We start from the raw sequence: 16,660 nt of genomic DNA on the forward strand, positions 1-16,660 counted from the left end.
GAGTAAGATAAAGGGGCTTTTTTTATCCATCCGTCTTGATATTTTTTCAGTGGTATTTGTGCGTATTTGTTTGAAAAATATATTAAATGGAAGATTTGATGTGAGTGATTTTAAGACAGGTATTGCTCCTATTTTATGCAATAGAGTGGCACATAAAAAGCACAAATTCAGGCTAGAGTTACACATTTTGTATTTTTTTTATATATGTAAGTTTTTGTATCGCACAGCAATGTTGCCTTATGTAAACTCACTAAAAAAATAAATATTAATAAATAACAATAAGATAAATATTATTGTGTGACTGTATGTATCCCTTTGTATTTTATTAAAGAGAACCAGTTAACATTTTTTTTCAATAATGTATGGTTGTTTGTGTGTTTTTTGTTTAATATTGCATTGAGATTTGTTGCATTAATTTAAAAGAAAGTGATTAGTGTCACAAAAAATTCGCATTGGTTTGCAATGGATAAAATCATGTTAAACAAAAATTCTATGCTGAAAAAAATGACAATTGCTCTGATGTTTGTTGGAGTTGCAGCCAATGCGATGGCTGTAGCTGCAGCAACCAATAATGAGCCAGTCTCTATTCAGCTTAAAGCTTTCAAAAAAGTTGTCGATAACAAAGGGAATGCACAGTTTAAAGCTGCAGACTCGATTAAGCCGCAGGATGTCATTGAATATCGTGCGACTTATACCAACAACACCACAGGGAATATCAAAAGCTTAAAAGCAACATTACCTATCCCTGCGGATACTCAATATTTGGGTTCAAGTTTACCTTCAGGTGCACTAGCAAGCACAGATGGGGTCAACTTTGCCGCAATGCCATTAAAGAAAAAAGTAGACGGCAAATTAGTCAATGTCCCATTGAAAGAATACCGCGCTCTACAGTGGCAAATTGCTGAACTACCTGCAAAGAAAGCCGTAACGGTCAGCGCGCAAGCCAAAGTAAATACTTCAAACGATTAATTTCTAAATTTCACACACATCATTCCGATGGAGTCGGGGGACTTTCATGTCTATGAATTTGAAAACAAAAAAGCGAAATAACCTTTATTTGTCTATTGCGACAGTTCTAGGTGGCTTTGCTTTCTTCGCTACAGGTGCCACGCATGCAGCTGCACCTGCTGCGGGAACGAATATTAGTAACATTGCTACGGCATCGTATGTGGATGGCACATCGACTACACGTACAGTGACGTCGAATGAAGTAAAAACGACTGTATTACAAGTGGGTAGCTTCACACTTGAGCAGAACCGTACCGCAACTGCTAACCCGAATGGTGTAGTGACTTTATCGCACGTATTGACCAATACGGGTAACGGAACGGATGAATTCACGCTAAGTTTAGCGAATGTGACAGGGGATAATTTTGACTTCTCGAACATTGCTATTTATTTAGATGCGAATAAGGATGGTGTGCCAGACAATGGTACGAATTTGGCTGGGCAAAAAGTGACTTTAAATGCTGGTGAGTCTGTAGGCTTGGTGGTGGTTGGTACAACAGCCGCAACAGCTACAGCTGGCAATACGGGTCAATTAGAACTGTCTGCAGCAAGCACGTACATTACTGTCGTAGCAGACAAAACCAAAAAGAATACGGACACCGTAACGATTGTTTCAGGTGCGGTCATTCAAGTGACGAAGTCTGCCAATGTAACGGCAGTGGCACGTGGCGATACTGTAACGTATGAATTAACCTATAAAAACACAGGTAATGCAGACGCAACCAATTTAACTATTGAAGACGTTTTACCTACAGGTGTGACTTATGTTGCAGGTTCAGCACGTTGGAGCGGTCAGACTGCGGCATTGACCGATGCGACTGGTGATGAAGCGGCGGCAGCAGCGAAATACGAATTTACGAGTAATAAAGTACAGTTGGTACTTGCTTCTGTGGCGCGCAACAGTACGGGCAAATTAACCTTCCAAGTGACGGTAGATAGTACCGCTCCTGCAGGAAAAATTACCAACATTGCGACATTTGATCCAGATGGTCCAGGCACTGAGACTTCTCAACCAACTAACCCGTATGATGTCACTGTACAGTCTACTTATACAGGTACGATCAACGATAACGCGACCGATACTTATTCGGATGCACAAAAAGTATCTGGTAATACCGCTAAAGATGACTTGATCACTACAACAGCAGTACAAGGTTCTCCTGTTTTATTTGGTGCCTCAAGCTCTACAGAAGATATCTGGATTCACAATCTGGGTAACGTATCTGAAACCTATAACATTACAGTTAATAAATCTGCATTACCTGCGGGTTCTATTGTTGAGCTATTAAAATCAGATGGTAATACCCCATTAACTGATACTAATGGTGATGCAAGTGTGGATAGTGGTCCATTGGCATCTGGTGGTCATCTTGAAATCTCTGCACGTATTACTTTGCCAAATGGTTATACAGGCCCGATTACAGCACCTGGTCTAGATACAATCTTAACCATTACACCTGTACATGCCCCTGCATCTTCAGATACGGTGACTTTAAGAATTACCAATATCACAGCGTCAAAAGTCGATTTAAGTAACGGTAAAGGTAATAAAAACTATACTGAAGACGATACAGGCTTAACGGGTGAGGGTGCTTACGTTTCTGGTAATGTTGTAACTACCGTAACAACTAAACCTGGTGTGGCGGCTACCTTCCCTATTGCTGTAACAAATCATGGTTCAACATCAGATAACTATAATTTTGGTACTGAGCAAGCATTGCCATCTGGTTGGACAGTTGAATACTTTGTTGCGGACTCAAGTGGTGTATGTACATCAACTAAAGTAACCAACACAGGCGCAATTCAGCCAAATGCAACGGCTTATTTCTGTGCCAAAGTAACACCTTCAGCGGATGCGACGCCTACTAATAGCCAAGATATCGTCTTTACGATTAACTCTCCTGCGACAGGCTTAACCGACAAGATGAAAGATCACTTGACGGTAGAAGCAGTACGTGGACTGTCGTTCTTGGCCGACCAACAAGGTCAGGTAGCACCAGGTGGTACCATTGTTTATAAACACACTTTAACCAACAACGGTAACGTTGTGGAGGGTGTTTCTGGTGGTAGCACACTTCCGTTTACAGTTACGCATGATCCATCAAACACAGGCTTTGTAACTTCTGTTTATGTTGATAAAAACAATGACGGTATTGCAGATGCGAGTGAGTTGGTTACAGGTGCTGACCTTAATGCATGGTTAACGGCAACCAACGGTACAGATGGTCTTTCTCCAAAAGAAAGTATCAACATCTTGGTCAAAGTTGAAGCGCCAAGTAATGCAACTGCGGGTCAGGCCGACTTGTCGATCATTACGGTAATACCAACAGGTGATCTCAATGGTACGGTAGCTCCAGCAGCGGTTACTGTAACAGATAAGACCACAGTCAACATTGGTCAGGTACGTTTGGAAAAACTACAAGCACTTGATGCTGCTTGTGATGGTACGCCAGATGGTAGCTTTGGTACTTCGACTCTTCAGGCAAAACCAGGTGCTTGTATCATTTACCAAATTAAAGCGGTGAATGACGGTAACCAAGCAGTAACTGATGTTGAAATTACCGATGCAGTGCCAAGTTACACCACTTTGGGCTCAACGCCAGTTGCGGCTTTAGAACCTGTGTCAAAAGGGACAGTGACGAATACTACAAATAATTTGAAGTCTTCGAAATTTGCCTTGGCACCTTCTGAAACCGTGACGATGAAGTTCAGCGTCAAGGTCGATGGACAATAATTAAGCCATAACATTAATAACAACTTTTGTGGATAGGCATTTTTTCGTGCCTATCCCATTCACTTGCTTTTGCTCGGTATTGGGGTATTTTCGTGATTAAACGAGTTCAGCCGTTACAGAATCATAAGATCAAGCTTATTTTCTCAAGCTTAGCGACCGCTATGGCTTTGGTAAATCACGCTTATGCTGTGATGCCTGCTGCTGGGCAAAATATTACCAATACTGCGTATGCAAGTTTTGTACAAAGGGACGGTTTGATTGGTCAGGCCGTTTCAAATACTGTTCAAGTCACGATTACACCACAGTACGTGATTAGTCTGACTTCACCTGCGCGACAAGAAATCAATGCGGGTGATAAAGTCATTTGGTTAAATACGTTAACCAACCATAGTAATGCGCAAGCCGAGATTTCAATTGATCCTACTTTGGTTGCAGAATTATCCAATATAAAAATATATGTCGACAGTAACCAAAATGGTGAGTTTGATCGTTCAGACTTATTGGTAACGGGGCATCTCACTTTAGAAAGTGGTCAAAAAGTTGACTTATGGGTCGTTGCAGACTCATCAACTAGTTTAAAAGACAGTCAAAACGTTGATCTGCCACTTCGTGCTTATGTTATTCAAGAGCCTACAGTAGTTGCTGATGCAGTGAATGGATTGGTGAGTTTCTTGCCACAGCTCATCGCAACCAAATCTGTAAATAAAAGCAGTTTTGAACCACAAGCTGGGCAGTCTTACGATTTAACTTATACCTTAAATATTAAAAATACCTCTGCACGTAATTCGGGTACAAAACCGATTGAGGTCGATGGACAGACCATCAATGCAGTGGTGTTATTAGATGATTTACCTGCCAACACCACGTTTAAATCGGCAAAAGCAAATAATTCCAATGCCTTGATTTTATATCCATTAGGGCAAGATAAATTTACCCAGCAGATTCCGAACGATAAATCACTCATCAATACCTTGGTGGTGGCTTATCCGCAGGCTTTAGCAGCCAATGCGACTGAAAGTGTCGAATTGGTTGTGACCATGAACTCGAATATTAGTCGTACCTCGATTTCCAATATCTTTAGTGTCGAGCATGGCTTAGTTTCAAATATTAAAAAAACGCTGTCGAATGAAGTCGTGACGACTGTGGGGGGAAGTTCTTCCATCAGTAATAACAGCAAAGATTATTCCAGTATTTTAGCAACAGGTAGTTTAAGCAAGCCGTTGTATATCGCAGCAAATAGTGCCATGTGTAATGCAACACGTAGCAGTGCCGATAAAGTTAAAATTAAAGTTCAGTCGACGAAAACGGGTGATATTGAATACGTACAAGGTATTGAAACAGGTATCAATACAGGCATATTTCGGTTCTCTTTAGCAACGCAGGAATCTGCAACTGCAATACAAAATGACCAAATTTTACAGACGGTTAAGCGCGATCAAGTGCTGGTGAGTTTAACTGATTGTTTAGATGAAAATGGTAATTCTACGGCCAGCATCAGTGATGTCGATACCAATGTGTTGATTGATCCATATGGTGTGGTTTTTGACGCGAAAACCAATCAACCTGTTGCGGGTGCAACCGTGACATTATTGGATGCCAATGGTAAGCCTGCTGACAATGTCGCTTATAAACTAGATGAAACGACAGGGGACAAAGTTGCTATTCCTGCAAAGCAAGTCACCAATAGCGATGGTGAGTTTGTTTATCCTTATGTCGAGAATGGTACTTATAGTTTATATATCGACACCTCAACGATTGCGGGTGGAACCAGCTATAAATTTACCAGCGATAAAACGGTATATAACAATTTTAACAATCGCGTAGTTGATGCGTCATGGTCTTATGGCGGAAACTTTACCTTAAAAACGGGTGATGCGGCACTTAATATTGATATCCCAATTGACCCTGTTGATATTGTGACGCCAATTAATGACAAATTGGTCATCAAGAAAGAAGTGGTGGGCGATAAAACGGCTGAAATTGGTGACTTTAAAGATTATATGGTAACGGTTGCCAATATGGGTGACTCAACGCTATATGATGTCGATATGAAAGACACTCTGCCACGTGGCTTTGTGTATGTATCAGGCACTACGCGTGTCAATGGTCAAAAGAGTAATGACCCACAGGGTGGCAAAGGTCCTTATTTAACTTTAGGTTTAGGGACACTGACACCGAAACAAGAAGCGAAGATTCAATACCGTGTATACATTGGCCCAAATGCTTTAAGTGGCGATGGGATTAACCGTGTTTATGCGCAGGACAATAAAAATACGACTTCAAATGAAGCACGTGCGGCGGTTAAGGTTACGCCTGGAGTATTTAGTCCAGATGGTTTTGTGGTGGGTAAAGTCTTTACCGACTGTAACCGCAACGGTGTGCAAGATGCAGGTGAGCTAGGTGTACCGGGCGTTCGTATTTACATGGAAGATGGGAACTTTGTGGTCACTGATCGTGAAGGGAAATATAACTTCTATGGCATTAAGCCCATTACGCATGTGCTGAAAGTCGACAATACCACTTTACCGAATAATGCTGAATTGGTACTGATTAGTAACCGTCAAGCCGGTGATCCTGCCAGCCGTTTTGTCGATTTAAAACGTGGCGAATTACACCGTGCCGATTTTGCGATTGCGGATACTGCGGGTGAATGTAGCCAAGCTTTGGCTACACAAATTGAGGCACGCCGTAGCAAAATTGATGCGCAACTGGATGCACTTGAACAAACTTTACGTCAGGACTTAACGGTAGATCCGCTCAGTAGTTATGTGACCGATGTTCAAGGTCAACCTGCCAGTGGTTGTATTAGTGCTTCTGGAGCTTCGGCAAACTGTAATATTGAATATAAAAAAGAACAGATTAAAGATGTGAAAACGGTTCAGCTTGAACCAGTTAAAGCGCCCGTAATTTTAGATTTAGAACAGGAATTACAACGTTCTGAATCGAACCAACTTGCCATTTTGAATCTAAAAGAACAACAAGTCTTGCCAGCCCAACAAGCCACCATTCAGGTGAAAGGGGCTTTAGGTACGGATATCCGTTTGTTTGTCAATGACGAGCAAATTTCGGAAAAACGCATTGGTAAAAAAGCCACCTATCAAGAGCATGGCGTTGCGGGTTTAGATTTTATTGGTGTGCCACTTACGGCAGGAAAAAATACGGTTTCTGTGCGTCAGTACGACAGCTTTGGCAATTTACGTGACCAACAGCAATTGACTGTGATTGCACCCGATGCAATGAGCCAATTGGCCACACAGTCTGTAGAGCAAGTGGTCTATGCCAATGGTAAGGACGTTTATCAAGTTGTAGTGAAGATTCTGGATCGTAATGGCACGCCTGTTGCAACGCGTACCCCTATCACTATAGAAACATCGGTAGGCACGATTCAGCTCAAAGATTTAGACCCTGATAAACCGGGTATTCAAGTTTTTGCAGAAGGCGGTTCTATTGTTGTTCCAGTACTCGCGCCATTGGAAGCGGGTTCAGGTGTGCTACGTATTCGTAGTGGTATTTATGAACAGACTGTACCTGTACATTTCTTGGCGGAACTGCGTCCAATGTTAGTTGCCGGGATTATCGAAGGTTCATTTGCACTGAATAAGTTCGACCCAAAAAATCTGTCGAAAAGCTCGACTCAAGATGGCTTTGAAGAAGAACTGAATGATTTATCCAGTTCAGGCGATGGTGAAACGGCCATTCGTGGTCGCGCCGCATTGTTCCTGAAAGGAAAAGTGCGTGGGGATTATTTACTGACTTTGGCTTATGACTCAAGCAAAGAAAATAATCAGCGCTTATTTCGTGATATTCGTCCAGATGAATATTATCCCGTGTATGGTGATGCATCTGCCAAAGGTTTTGATGCGCAATCTACCAGTAAACTTTATGTCCGTGTAGATAAAGGCCGCTCTTATGCGATGTATGGTGACTATGTTACACGTACAGAAAACGATGAAGGGCTTTCATTGGGTCAGTATAGCCGTTCATTGACAGGTCTGAAGTCTACTGCTGAAGGGGAGCGTTACCAAGTTTCTGGTTTTGCAGCTCGTACCAATGCAACGCAAATCGTGAATGAATTGCGCGCAATGGGGGTTTCTGGTCCGTACTCTTTGGGTATAGATAGTGATGATATTTTAGAAAATAGTGAAAAAGTGGAAGTGATAGTCCGTGATCGTAACAATCCTGGCTTGATTATTTCACAGCGCACATTAACCCGTTTTAGTGACTATGAAGTTGATACCTATACCAACAGTATTTACCTGACTTCACCTTTAAGCAGCATTGATGAGAACCTGAACCCTGTTTATTTACGTATCACGGTTGAGTCTGACCAAGGTGGTAAAGAATATACAGTTGCAGGTGTGAATGGTCGTTATAAGCTGAATGATAAAGTGACGGTGGGTGGTTCTTATGTGCAAAATGATGATCCAATGGATCAAGAGAAAATTGCCAGTGCCAATACCGTGATTCGTTGGAATGATAAAACTAAACTCATTGCGGAATATGCCTACTCTGATCACGATGCGTTAAACCTTGATCAATTAACCGATGTGAATGCATCAAATAGTACAGACAAATCTGGCGATGGCACCGCAGCTCGCGTTGAACTTGATTACAAAAATGACAAGGTTGATTTACGGGCTTACCATCAACAGGCGGATGAAAACTTCCGTAACGCCGCATCTTCGATTAGTTCAGGACGCAAAGAAAGCGCAGTGAAACTGAATGCACGTTTAGATCAATTTGGGATTTTACGTGTTGAAGCAGTACGGACTGAAGATATTGCCAACGAAGGTATTCGTTATGGCGTCAGTGCGTCAATTGAAAAAGCAATTAACCGCATAGTGAGCTTGGAACTGGGTACACGGTATTATAACGAATCGGCGAGTGCAGCGAGTGCTTCAACGCAAAGTGTTGAAACGCCGTATGACGGCACCACGGTTCGCGCTAAATTGAAAACAGCGCTCCCTTTTGATGGCTCAAGTGCTTTCTTAGAATATGAGCAAGATATCGCTGATAGTGACCGCCGTGTATTTGCTGTTGGTGGTGATGCTCAAGTCTATAAAAATATTCATGCCTATGCGCGCCATGAGTTCATTTCAAGTATTGGTGGATTATACGAACTCAATGACACGCAAAAACGTAATACGACTGTTTTTGGTTTAGACAGCGAATACATGCGTGATGGCTCAGTATTCAGTGAATACCGTGTACGTGATGGTATGAGTGCACGTGAAGCTGAAGCCGCGATGGGGGTGCGTAACCGTTGGCAGCTCAAAGAAGGCCTATTCTTTAATACCAGCTTTGAAAAAGTGAAAGTGTTTGAGGGTGAAAATAAAAATTCTTTAGAGTCAACTGCGGCAACCTTCGGCTTTGAACATCTGTCTAATCCACGCTGGAAAAATGTGGCACGCATAGAAGGGCGTTGGTCGAATCAAAGTGATAGTTATTTAAATACTTTAGGTACCGCGTACAAGTATTCAGACGAAGTGACTTTATTGGCTAAGAATGTACTGAACATTACCGACAATAAGTCTGCGGACTCTGGCGATCGCATCATTGATCGTGTTCAGGTTGGTGCTGCATATCGTGATTTGGCGACCAATCGTTTTGACTCATTGAGCAAAATTGAATATCGCTATGAAAAGAATGAAACAACGCTTGATGATCCGTATGAACGTAATGTTTATATCATGTCTCATCATATGAATTATCACCCAACACGTTCTATTCATTTATCAGGGCAATATGCTGTTAAATACCTCGATGAAACCTATGATCTTCTACAAACCAGTGGTATGACGCAAATGCTCAACAGCCGGTTTATGTATGACATTAATGAGCGTTGGGATGCAGGTGTCAATGCTGGAGTAATGTGGAATAGTGTTTCGGATGGAACCAAATATATGGCTGGAGTGGAAGTCGGTTATCTACTGGCAGCGAATCTTTGGGTTTCTGGGGGGTATAACTTTGTTGGCTATCAAGATAAAGATTTAATTGATAGTGATACAACGATGGATGGCGCATATTTCCGCTTCCGCTTCAAGTTTGACGAAAACTTATTTAATAAAAATAAAACCTCAGTCAATAAAGCTTTGGAGCCAAAATAATGTTGAGAGTCGCGACTAAGCATCTGTTATGGCTGACAGCAGTGGGTGTTGTGCTGACACATGCTAGCGAAGCCCCAGATCCTTCAACCTATCAGGCTTCGCAGCAGCAGGTGCATGTAGAATTACAAAGTGCATTTGGGCAAGCAACGGATATAAAAGAAAAATATCAGTTAGAAAAAGCGCGAGCGTGGCTGAGCTATGCTGACCATGCCTATAGTGCAAAAGCGAAGCGTCAAAATATTGAATTGATTTACCAACAGGTCTTAGACATCTTATATGCAGATCCGCGTGCAAATTTAAGTGTAGAAACAGCAATACTGCCGTTTTCCCAAGTCATGCGTCATGATTTATGGACGCGCGCTGAACGCATCAAAGTACAAACGGGGTTTCAGTGTGCCTATAAAGAACTGGCACAAGCGGAAGTGAATTTGGTTTGGGCCGCTGCTGAATACCGTCAATTGGGTTGGCGTCATTCGCGTGAGATTTTTGCCTCAGCAGAGCGTCTGATGGATCAAGCGATCTATTTGTCTGAGAACTGCGGTACGCTTTAAGTTTAGTCGGTATTATAACAAGACAAAACGCGAAGATTACGGTGCATATTGGCATGGGGATTTGTATTTCATCACAATAAAAAAGGAGCCATTTTGGCCACTGCTGTCCCATAGTTTGCTTTAAATAAAAAAACCTGAGTCCTAACAGTTAAAATATGAGTGTAAACAAACACTTTAACGACCAGGATTCAGGTTTTGTCACATCAGAATACCGTATTTTATGAGCTAATTAAACCTGTTGTGCGACAGGATTTTGAACAACTTGCTAAAGTACACCATGTTGGACAGAAATTTAGAGCGACTTCCCGTTGGGATCAGTTTATTGCCATATTGATGTCTCAATTCTCTTGTAGGCAAAGTCTGAGAGATATTCAATCCAATTTGGAGTGCCAACAGGAAAAGCTAAGTCATCTCGGAGCAAAATCTATTCCCCGAAGCACGCTGGCACGAATCAATGAGCAGCAGCCTGCTGCCTTGTATCAACAGCTATTTTACAAGTTGCTTAAATACTATGAACACTCAAAAGTAGCTCATAAATTTCGCTTTAAAAATCCCTTGTATTCCTTGGATGCCAGTCATATTGACCTGTCGCTTTCCTTATGTGAATGGGCCAAAGTTCATGACTCAAAAGCCAGCATGAAACTCAGCATAGGATTGAATCACAGCAATGATATTCCTGAGTTTGTTGCAGTTGAAAATGGCAAAGAAAATGACATGGTACAAGGTCGCAAATTCCAGTTTCCTGCTGGCAGCATTGTAGTTTTTGATAAAGGCTATGTCGATTACCAATGGTATGCAAATCTGACTGCTCAAAACATTGGATTTGTCACACGTTTTAGGCCTAAATCTGTGTATCAGGTGATCCAGCAACATCCAGTGCTTGAATCCAAAGGTATTCTAAAAGATGAAACCATTCAGCTGAATAGCGCACATGCCCTAAAAAGAAAAGCCCCAGTGTTAAGAAGAATTGAATATAGAGATCAGCAAAGTGGCAAGCACTTTAGCTTTCTCAGCAATAACTTTCATTTAGCCGCCTCCACCATTGCGGCGATTTATAAAGATCGTTGGAAAGTTGAGCTGTTCTTTAAGGCGATTAAGCAGAATCTCAAATTAAAAGCGTTTCTAGGCCGCAGCAGGAACGCAATTCAGACACAAATCTGGATTGCGATGATCGCCTATTTATTGGTGAGTTTCGCTCAACATTTAGGGAAAACAGGTTGGACAGTTCAACGTTTACTCAGAATAATTCAAGTGAATTTGTTTGAAAGAAGAACTTTAAAAGCTTTATTTTCACCCGATAAAATACCCATAAAACAAGAGGAAGCTCAAATGAGCTTCCTCTTGTGAAAAATTGTGGGACAGCAATGCCATTTTGGCTCCTTTTTTATTTAAATCTTTTCAATACGGCAATAATAAAAACCATCACCATGGTCAGGTGTCGGGAAAAGCTGACGACCGTGAATCTGCTCAATACCCCAATCTGCGTGAATTTTCACTTCTGTGGCATCTGCATGTTGTGCGAAGAAATGTTGCATCTGCTGTTCATTTTCAGCTTTTAAAATTGAACAGGTGATATACAACAAGGTGCCACCAACTTTCAGCTGTTTCCACATCTGTTCCAAGATCTGCTGTTGTAGTTCAACCGTTTGCTGGATGTCGGTAGATTGGCGCAGTAAACGAATATCAGGATGGCGACGCATCACTCCAATGGCTGAACATGGGGCATCTAAAACGATGCAATCTACAGGTTCAGATGTTTCCCAAGTCGTTGCGTCGGCCGCGAGAATTTCAACCTCGGTGAATTGGTTGAGCTCAAGCCGTTCTAGGTTTTCAGCCACACGGACTAACCGTTTAGCATCCTGATCAAGTGCGATGAGTTTCTTCGGTGTATATTTTTCCAGTAAGTGTGCTGTTTTGCCACCAGGTGCCGCACAAGCATCAACGACGAATTTGTCATCTAAGTTGGGCAAAAGCGTTACACAGAGCTGCGCATGTTCGTCTTGAACGGAAAAGCCACCATGCTCAAATCCTGGGAGTGCAGGAATCTGTACAGCTTGTTCTAAAACAATCCCTACTTCAGACAGCTGACAGGCATGAGCATCAATATCTTCTTCAGTCAAAATTTCGAGGTATTCTTCACGGCTGACCACGCGCTCATTGGTGCGTAAGGTTAGAGGTGCAACACCTTTTAAGTCACGGCAAAGCTGTTCAAGTGTGTCGACGCCCCAATCTTTTTTCAGGCGCTTAAATAGCCAGCTAGGTAAGCCATGTGCTTGTTCTAAGCTGTGTTGAAATTCAGATGTTTCACGTGAAACACGGCGAAGAATTGCATTGACAACACCACTTAAGGCTTGATAGCCGAGCTGTTTGACTGCAGTCACCGTTTCTGAAATTGCTGCATGGTCTGCAACACGGGTGCATAAAATCTGATACAGGCCTACATAGAGGCAGGTTTCAACTGTTTCATTGTTCAGCGGTTTGACCAAGAGTGGCAAAGTAATACTTTTTAAGCCGTACCATTGGCGCAATGTTCCGAGAACTAACTCATGAAAAAGTGCGCGATCACGATCGGCGACTTTAAGCAAATGCTGAGGAAGCACGCTTGCTAAAGACTGACCTTGTTGTACAGCTAAAAGTGTGCGAATCACTTGCGCACGTAGGTTTAGGTGAGACGTGCCGGGTTCAATTTTACTCATGCGAAAACTTGTCCTACCTGTAATTTTTGAGTTTGCTGGATTTGTACAGGGTTAAGCGTTTTACCCCCTGGCCATTGTAGTGCGGTTAAACACACCGCTCGTCCATCTCCACACACGACATGCACGCCTTGTTTGTCGATGGCTAAAATACTGCCAGCGGTTTGGTTTTGGGGGTTTTCTGTAGACAGTACTGAACCCCAAACGCGTAAATTATTATTTTCATCCAGTGCAATAAATGCCACAGGCCATGGGTTAAAGGCACGAATATTACGGTCGACTTGCGCTGCAGTTAATGACCAATCAATATGCGCTTCTGCTTTTGACAACTTATGCGCATAAACTGTTAACGCTTCGTCTTGTACTTCACGTTGCTCTAAATGGTGCTGTAATGTGCTTTCAGAGGCCAACACTTTAACGATAGCTTCTGCCCCTTGAATCGCCAATTTGTCATGCAAGCTTGCAGATGTATCTGTGGCTTCAATTGAGCAGTAGGTTTTATACATCATATCGCCAGTATCCAATCCTGCCGCCATTTTCATAATGGTGACCCCAGTTTCTGCATCTCCAGTAGAAATTGCGCGTTGAATCGGGGCAGCACCGCGCCAGCGCGGCAGGAGCGAACCGTGAATATTGAGACAACCATATTTAGGCGTATCTAAAACCACTTGTGGCAAAATAAGACCATAGGCAGCTACGACCATCACATCGGCATTTAAGGCTTTGAGTTCAGCCTGAGCCGCCAAACCCTCTTCCGTTGAAGACTTAAAGTGCAGTGGTTGATAGACAGGAATTTGATGCGCTAAAGCCAGCTGCTTCACGGCTGAGGCAGTCAGTTTTTGCCCACGACCTGCTTTACGGTCAGGTTGTGTATAGACCGCGACAATCTCATGTTCTGTTTTTAGCAACGCGTCTAAGGCTACAGCCGCAAATTCGGGCGTGCCTGCGAAGATGATTTTCAATAAAGACTCGAAAAAAATGACAAGATTAGATCAATTATAACAAAACTGGAGCAGTTACTGATTTTACCATTATAAAAAGCTGACTAAGACCGTCTAAATGAATGATGTATTAATATTTTTATGAAGAAAAAAGTTGCGGGTATTCGGCATAGATCAAGGGGGGATTTGCATTTTATATAAATAAAACTCATGCAAAATTTAAAAATTATTCATAGAAGTTTTGTATTGAAAGGTCAGTGAACGGGTTATAGTAGCTTCAATATGCAATTGAATGTCAACTCATTGGTTAAAATGTAGTGTCTAGCCTAGATGCCTGATCTGTTTTCGGTCGAGATGCCTAGAAACGATATTGGGAAAGAATACGGAGATGCTATGTTTAACTGTTTGACACTCATCGAACTCAGATTTTAGCCAGAGTGAATGTGCACATTCATCTCAAGCACACTTTGTTGGAAAATATAATGCCTGACTATCGTTCAAAAACATCGACACACGGAAGAAATATGGCGGGTGCGCGTGGCTTATGGCGCGCAACGGGGATGAAAGACGAAGACTTTGGTAAGCCGATTATTGCAGTGGTTAACTCATTCACTCAATTTGTACCAGGTCACGTTCATCTTAAAGACTTAGGTCAACTGGTGGCTCGTCAAATTGAAGCGTCAGGTGGTGTAGCCAAAGAATTTAATACCATTGCGGTCGATGATGGGATTGCGATGGGACACGACGGCATGTTGTATTCATTGCCTTCACGTGACTTAATCGCAGACTCGGTGGAATACATGGTGAATGCACACTGTGCCGATGCCATGGTGTGTATTTCAAACTGTGACAAAATCACCCCAGGCATGTTGATGGCGTCTATGCGTCTAAATATTCCTGTGGTTTTCGTCTCTGGCGGACCAATGGAAGCGGGTAAAGTGAAAATTCGTGGCAATGAACACGCGATTGACCTTGTCGATGCCATGATTGTCGCAGCAGATGACAGCTTTACTGATGAAGAAGTGGCTGAGTATGAACGTTCAGCATGTCCGACCTGTGGTTCATGTTCAGGCATGTTCACTGCAAACTCAATGAACTGTTTAACCGAAGCTTTGGGTCTATCACTTCCAGGCAATGGTTCAACTTTAGCAACCCATGCAAATCGTAAAAAATTATTTGAAAAAGCGGGTCAGTTGATTGTTGAAATCACCAAACGTCATTACGAACAAAATGATTACAGCTTATTGCCACGCTCAATTGCGACTAAAACTGCCTTTGAAAATGCCATGACCCTTGATATTTCAATGGGTGGTTCAACCAATACCGTTCTTCACTTATTGGCCGCTGCGAATGAAGCAGAAGTTGATTTTACCATGACAGATATTGACCGTCTGTCACGTAAAGTGCCTGTACTGTGTAAAGTTGCCCCTGCAAAACAAGATGTACACATGGAAGATGTACACCGTGCAGGTGGCATCATGTCGATTTTGGGCGAATTAGATCGTGCAGGATTGTTGGATACATCTGTACCGACCGTTCATGAAAAAACGCTAAAAGATGCTTTGGATAAGTGGGACATCATCCGTACGGAAGATGAAGAAGTGTATCAATTCTTCCGTTCAGCACCGGGCGGTGTACCGACGCAAACGGCATTTTCACAAGATCGTTACTACTCTCGTTTAGATGGTGACCGTGACAATGGCGTCATTCGTAATGTGGAACATGCTTTTTCTCAAGATGGTGGTTTGGCTGTCCTGTATGGAAATATTGCACTTGAAGGCTGTATTGTCAAAACAGCAGGTGTGGATGATTCCATTTTGAAATTCAATGGCACCGCACGTGTTTTTGAAAGCCAAGATGCTGCGGTAGAAGCGATTCTCGGTGGAAAAATCACTGCTGGCGATGTGGTAGTGATTCGTTACGAAGGTCCACGCGGTGGTCCGGGCATGCAGGAAATGCTGTATCCAACCAGTTACTTAAAGTCGAAAGGGCTTGGTAAGGATTGTGCTTTACTTACCGATGGTCGTTTCTCAGGTGGGTCATCGGGTCTATCTATTGGTCACGTGTCTCCTGAAGCAGCTGAAGGCGGTGCGATTGGCTTGGTTGAAGATGGCGACCGTATCGAAATTGATATTCCAAACCGTACCATTCACTTAGCTGTGGATGAGGCAACCATGGCTACGCGCCGTGAAGTGCAAGAAGCTAAAGGCTGGCAACCTGCTGAACAGCGTCCACGTAAAGTCTCTAAAGCCTTAAAAGCTTATGCGATGCATACCACCAGTGCGTCTAAAGGTGCGGTTCGTGAAATTTAATCGCTAGTCTTTGACTGATTAAAAAGAGCACTCCATTTGGGGTGCTTTTTTATTGATTGATGAAAATAGTACAGTCGCATTTTACATTACGATTTGCACTTTTATTGCGTAGACGAGGTTTTACTTTTGACGGCACAAAAGTAACAAAATGCCTTTGTTTCCCTGATATGGCATCCCTGCCATACAGTGAAACAGCGACATCCATGTCGCTTCATCATGTGACTTGATTTGGGTAAAACAACAATAAATGGGTTTATGTAATACCTAGCGAGTCGCTTTCATGTGTAGCCTGCTTTCTATACAATAAAAACAGA

8 protein-coding genes are annotated in these 16,660 nt (G+C 42.5%); 6 read left to right on the forward strand and 2 right to left on the reverse strand.

Annotated features, from left to right (window positions below):
- Nucleotides 1-474 precede the first annotated feature (474 nt).
- From ACZ8ZH_RS00070 to ACZ8ZH_RS00090, 5 genes are all read left to right on the forward strand, one after another.
- Nucleotides 475-969 (forward strand): hypothetical protein, encoded by a 495-nt coding sequence (locus ACZ8ZH_RS00070; RefSeq protein ID WP_086210375.1) that lies wholly within the window; start codon nucleotides 475-477, stop codon nucleotides 967-969.
- Nucleotides 970-1,015: 46 nt separating this feature from the next.
- Entirely contained in the window at nucleotides 1,016-3,742 is a 2,727-nt protein-coding gene (locus ACZ8ZH_RS00075; protein WP_119063354.1) for a DUF7507 domain-containing protein, read from the forward strand.
- Nucleotides 3,743-3,834: 92 nt separating this feature from the next.
- Nucleotides 3,835-9,849, forward strand: coding sequence for an SdrD B-like domain-containing protein (locus ACZ8ZH_RS00080; protein ID WP_228199409.1), 6,015 nt, complete (start codon nucleotides 3,835-3,837; stop codon nucleotides 9,847-9,849).
- Entirely contained in the window at nucleotides 9,849-10,400 is a 552-nt protein-coding gene (locus ACZ8ZH_RS00085; RefSeq protein ID WP_086210373.1) for a hypothetical protein, read from the forward strand. The genes ACZ8ZH_RS00080 and ACZ8ZH_RS00085 overlap by 1 nt, the downstream gene beginning before the upstream one ends.
- A gap of 195 nt (nucleotides 10,401-10,595) precedes the next feature.
- On the forward strand, nucleotides 10,596-11,747 hold the full coding sequence (locus ACZ8ZH_RS00090; protein ID WP_058971770.1) for an IS4-like element ISAbe18 family transposase: 1,152 nt from the start codon (nucleotides 10,596-10,598) through the stop codon (nucleotides 11,745-11,747).
- A gap of 41 nt (nucleotides 11,748-11,788) precedes the next feature.
- Here ACZ8ZH_RS00090 and rsmB read toward each other — a convergent pair whose 3' ends face one another.
- Nucleotides 11,789-13,096 (reverse strand): 16S rRNA (cytosine(967)-C(5))-methyltransferase RsmB, encoded by a 1,308-nt coding sequence (gene rsmB / locus ACZ8ZH_RS00095; protein WP_119063353.1) that lies wholly within the window; start codon nucleotides 13,094-13,096, stop codon nucleotides 11,789-11,791.
- Nucleotides 13,093-14,055, reverse strand: coding sequence for a methionyl-tRNA formyltransferase (fmt, locus tag ACZ8ZH_RS00100; protein WP_086210371.1), 963 nt, complete (start codon nucleotides 14,053-14,055; stop codon nucleotides 13,093-13,095). Before fmt ends, rsmB begins: the two co-directional genes overlap by 4 nt.
- 461 nt (nucleotides 14,056-14,516) lie before the next feature.
- On the opposite strand from fmt, the gene ilvD reads away from it, so the two are divergent.
- Nucleotides 14,517-16,346, forward strand: coding sequence for a dihydroxy-acid dehydratase (gene ilvD / locus ACZ8ZH_RS00105; protein ID WP_119063352.1), 1,830 nt, complete (start codon nucleotides 14,517-14,519; stop codon nucleotides 16,344-16,346).
- The last annotated feature ends 314 nt before the right edge of the window (nucleotides 16,347-16,660 follow it).

This window comes from Acinetobacter sp. SW-226 (genome assembly GCF_055632855.1).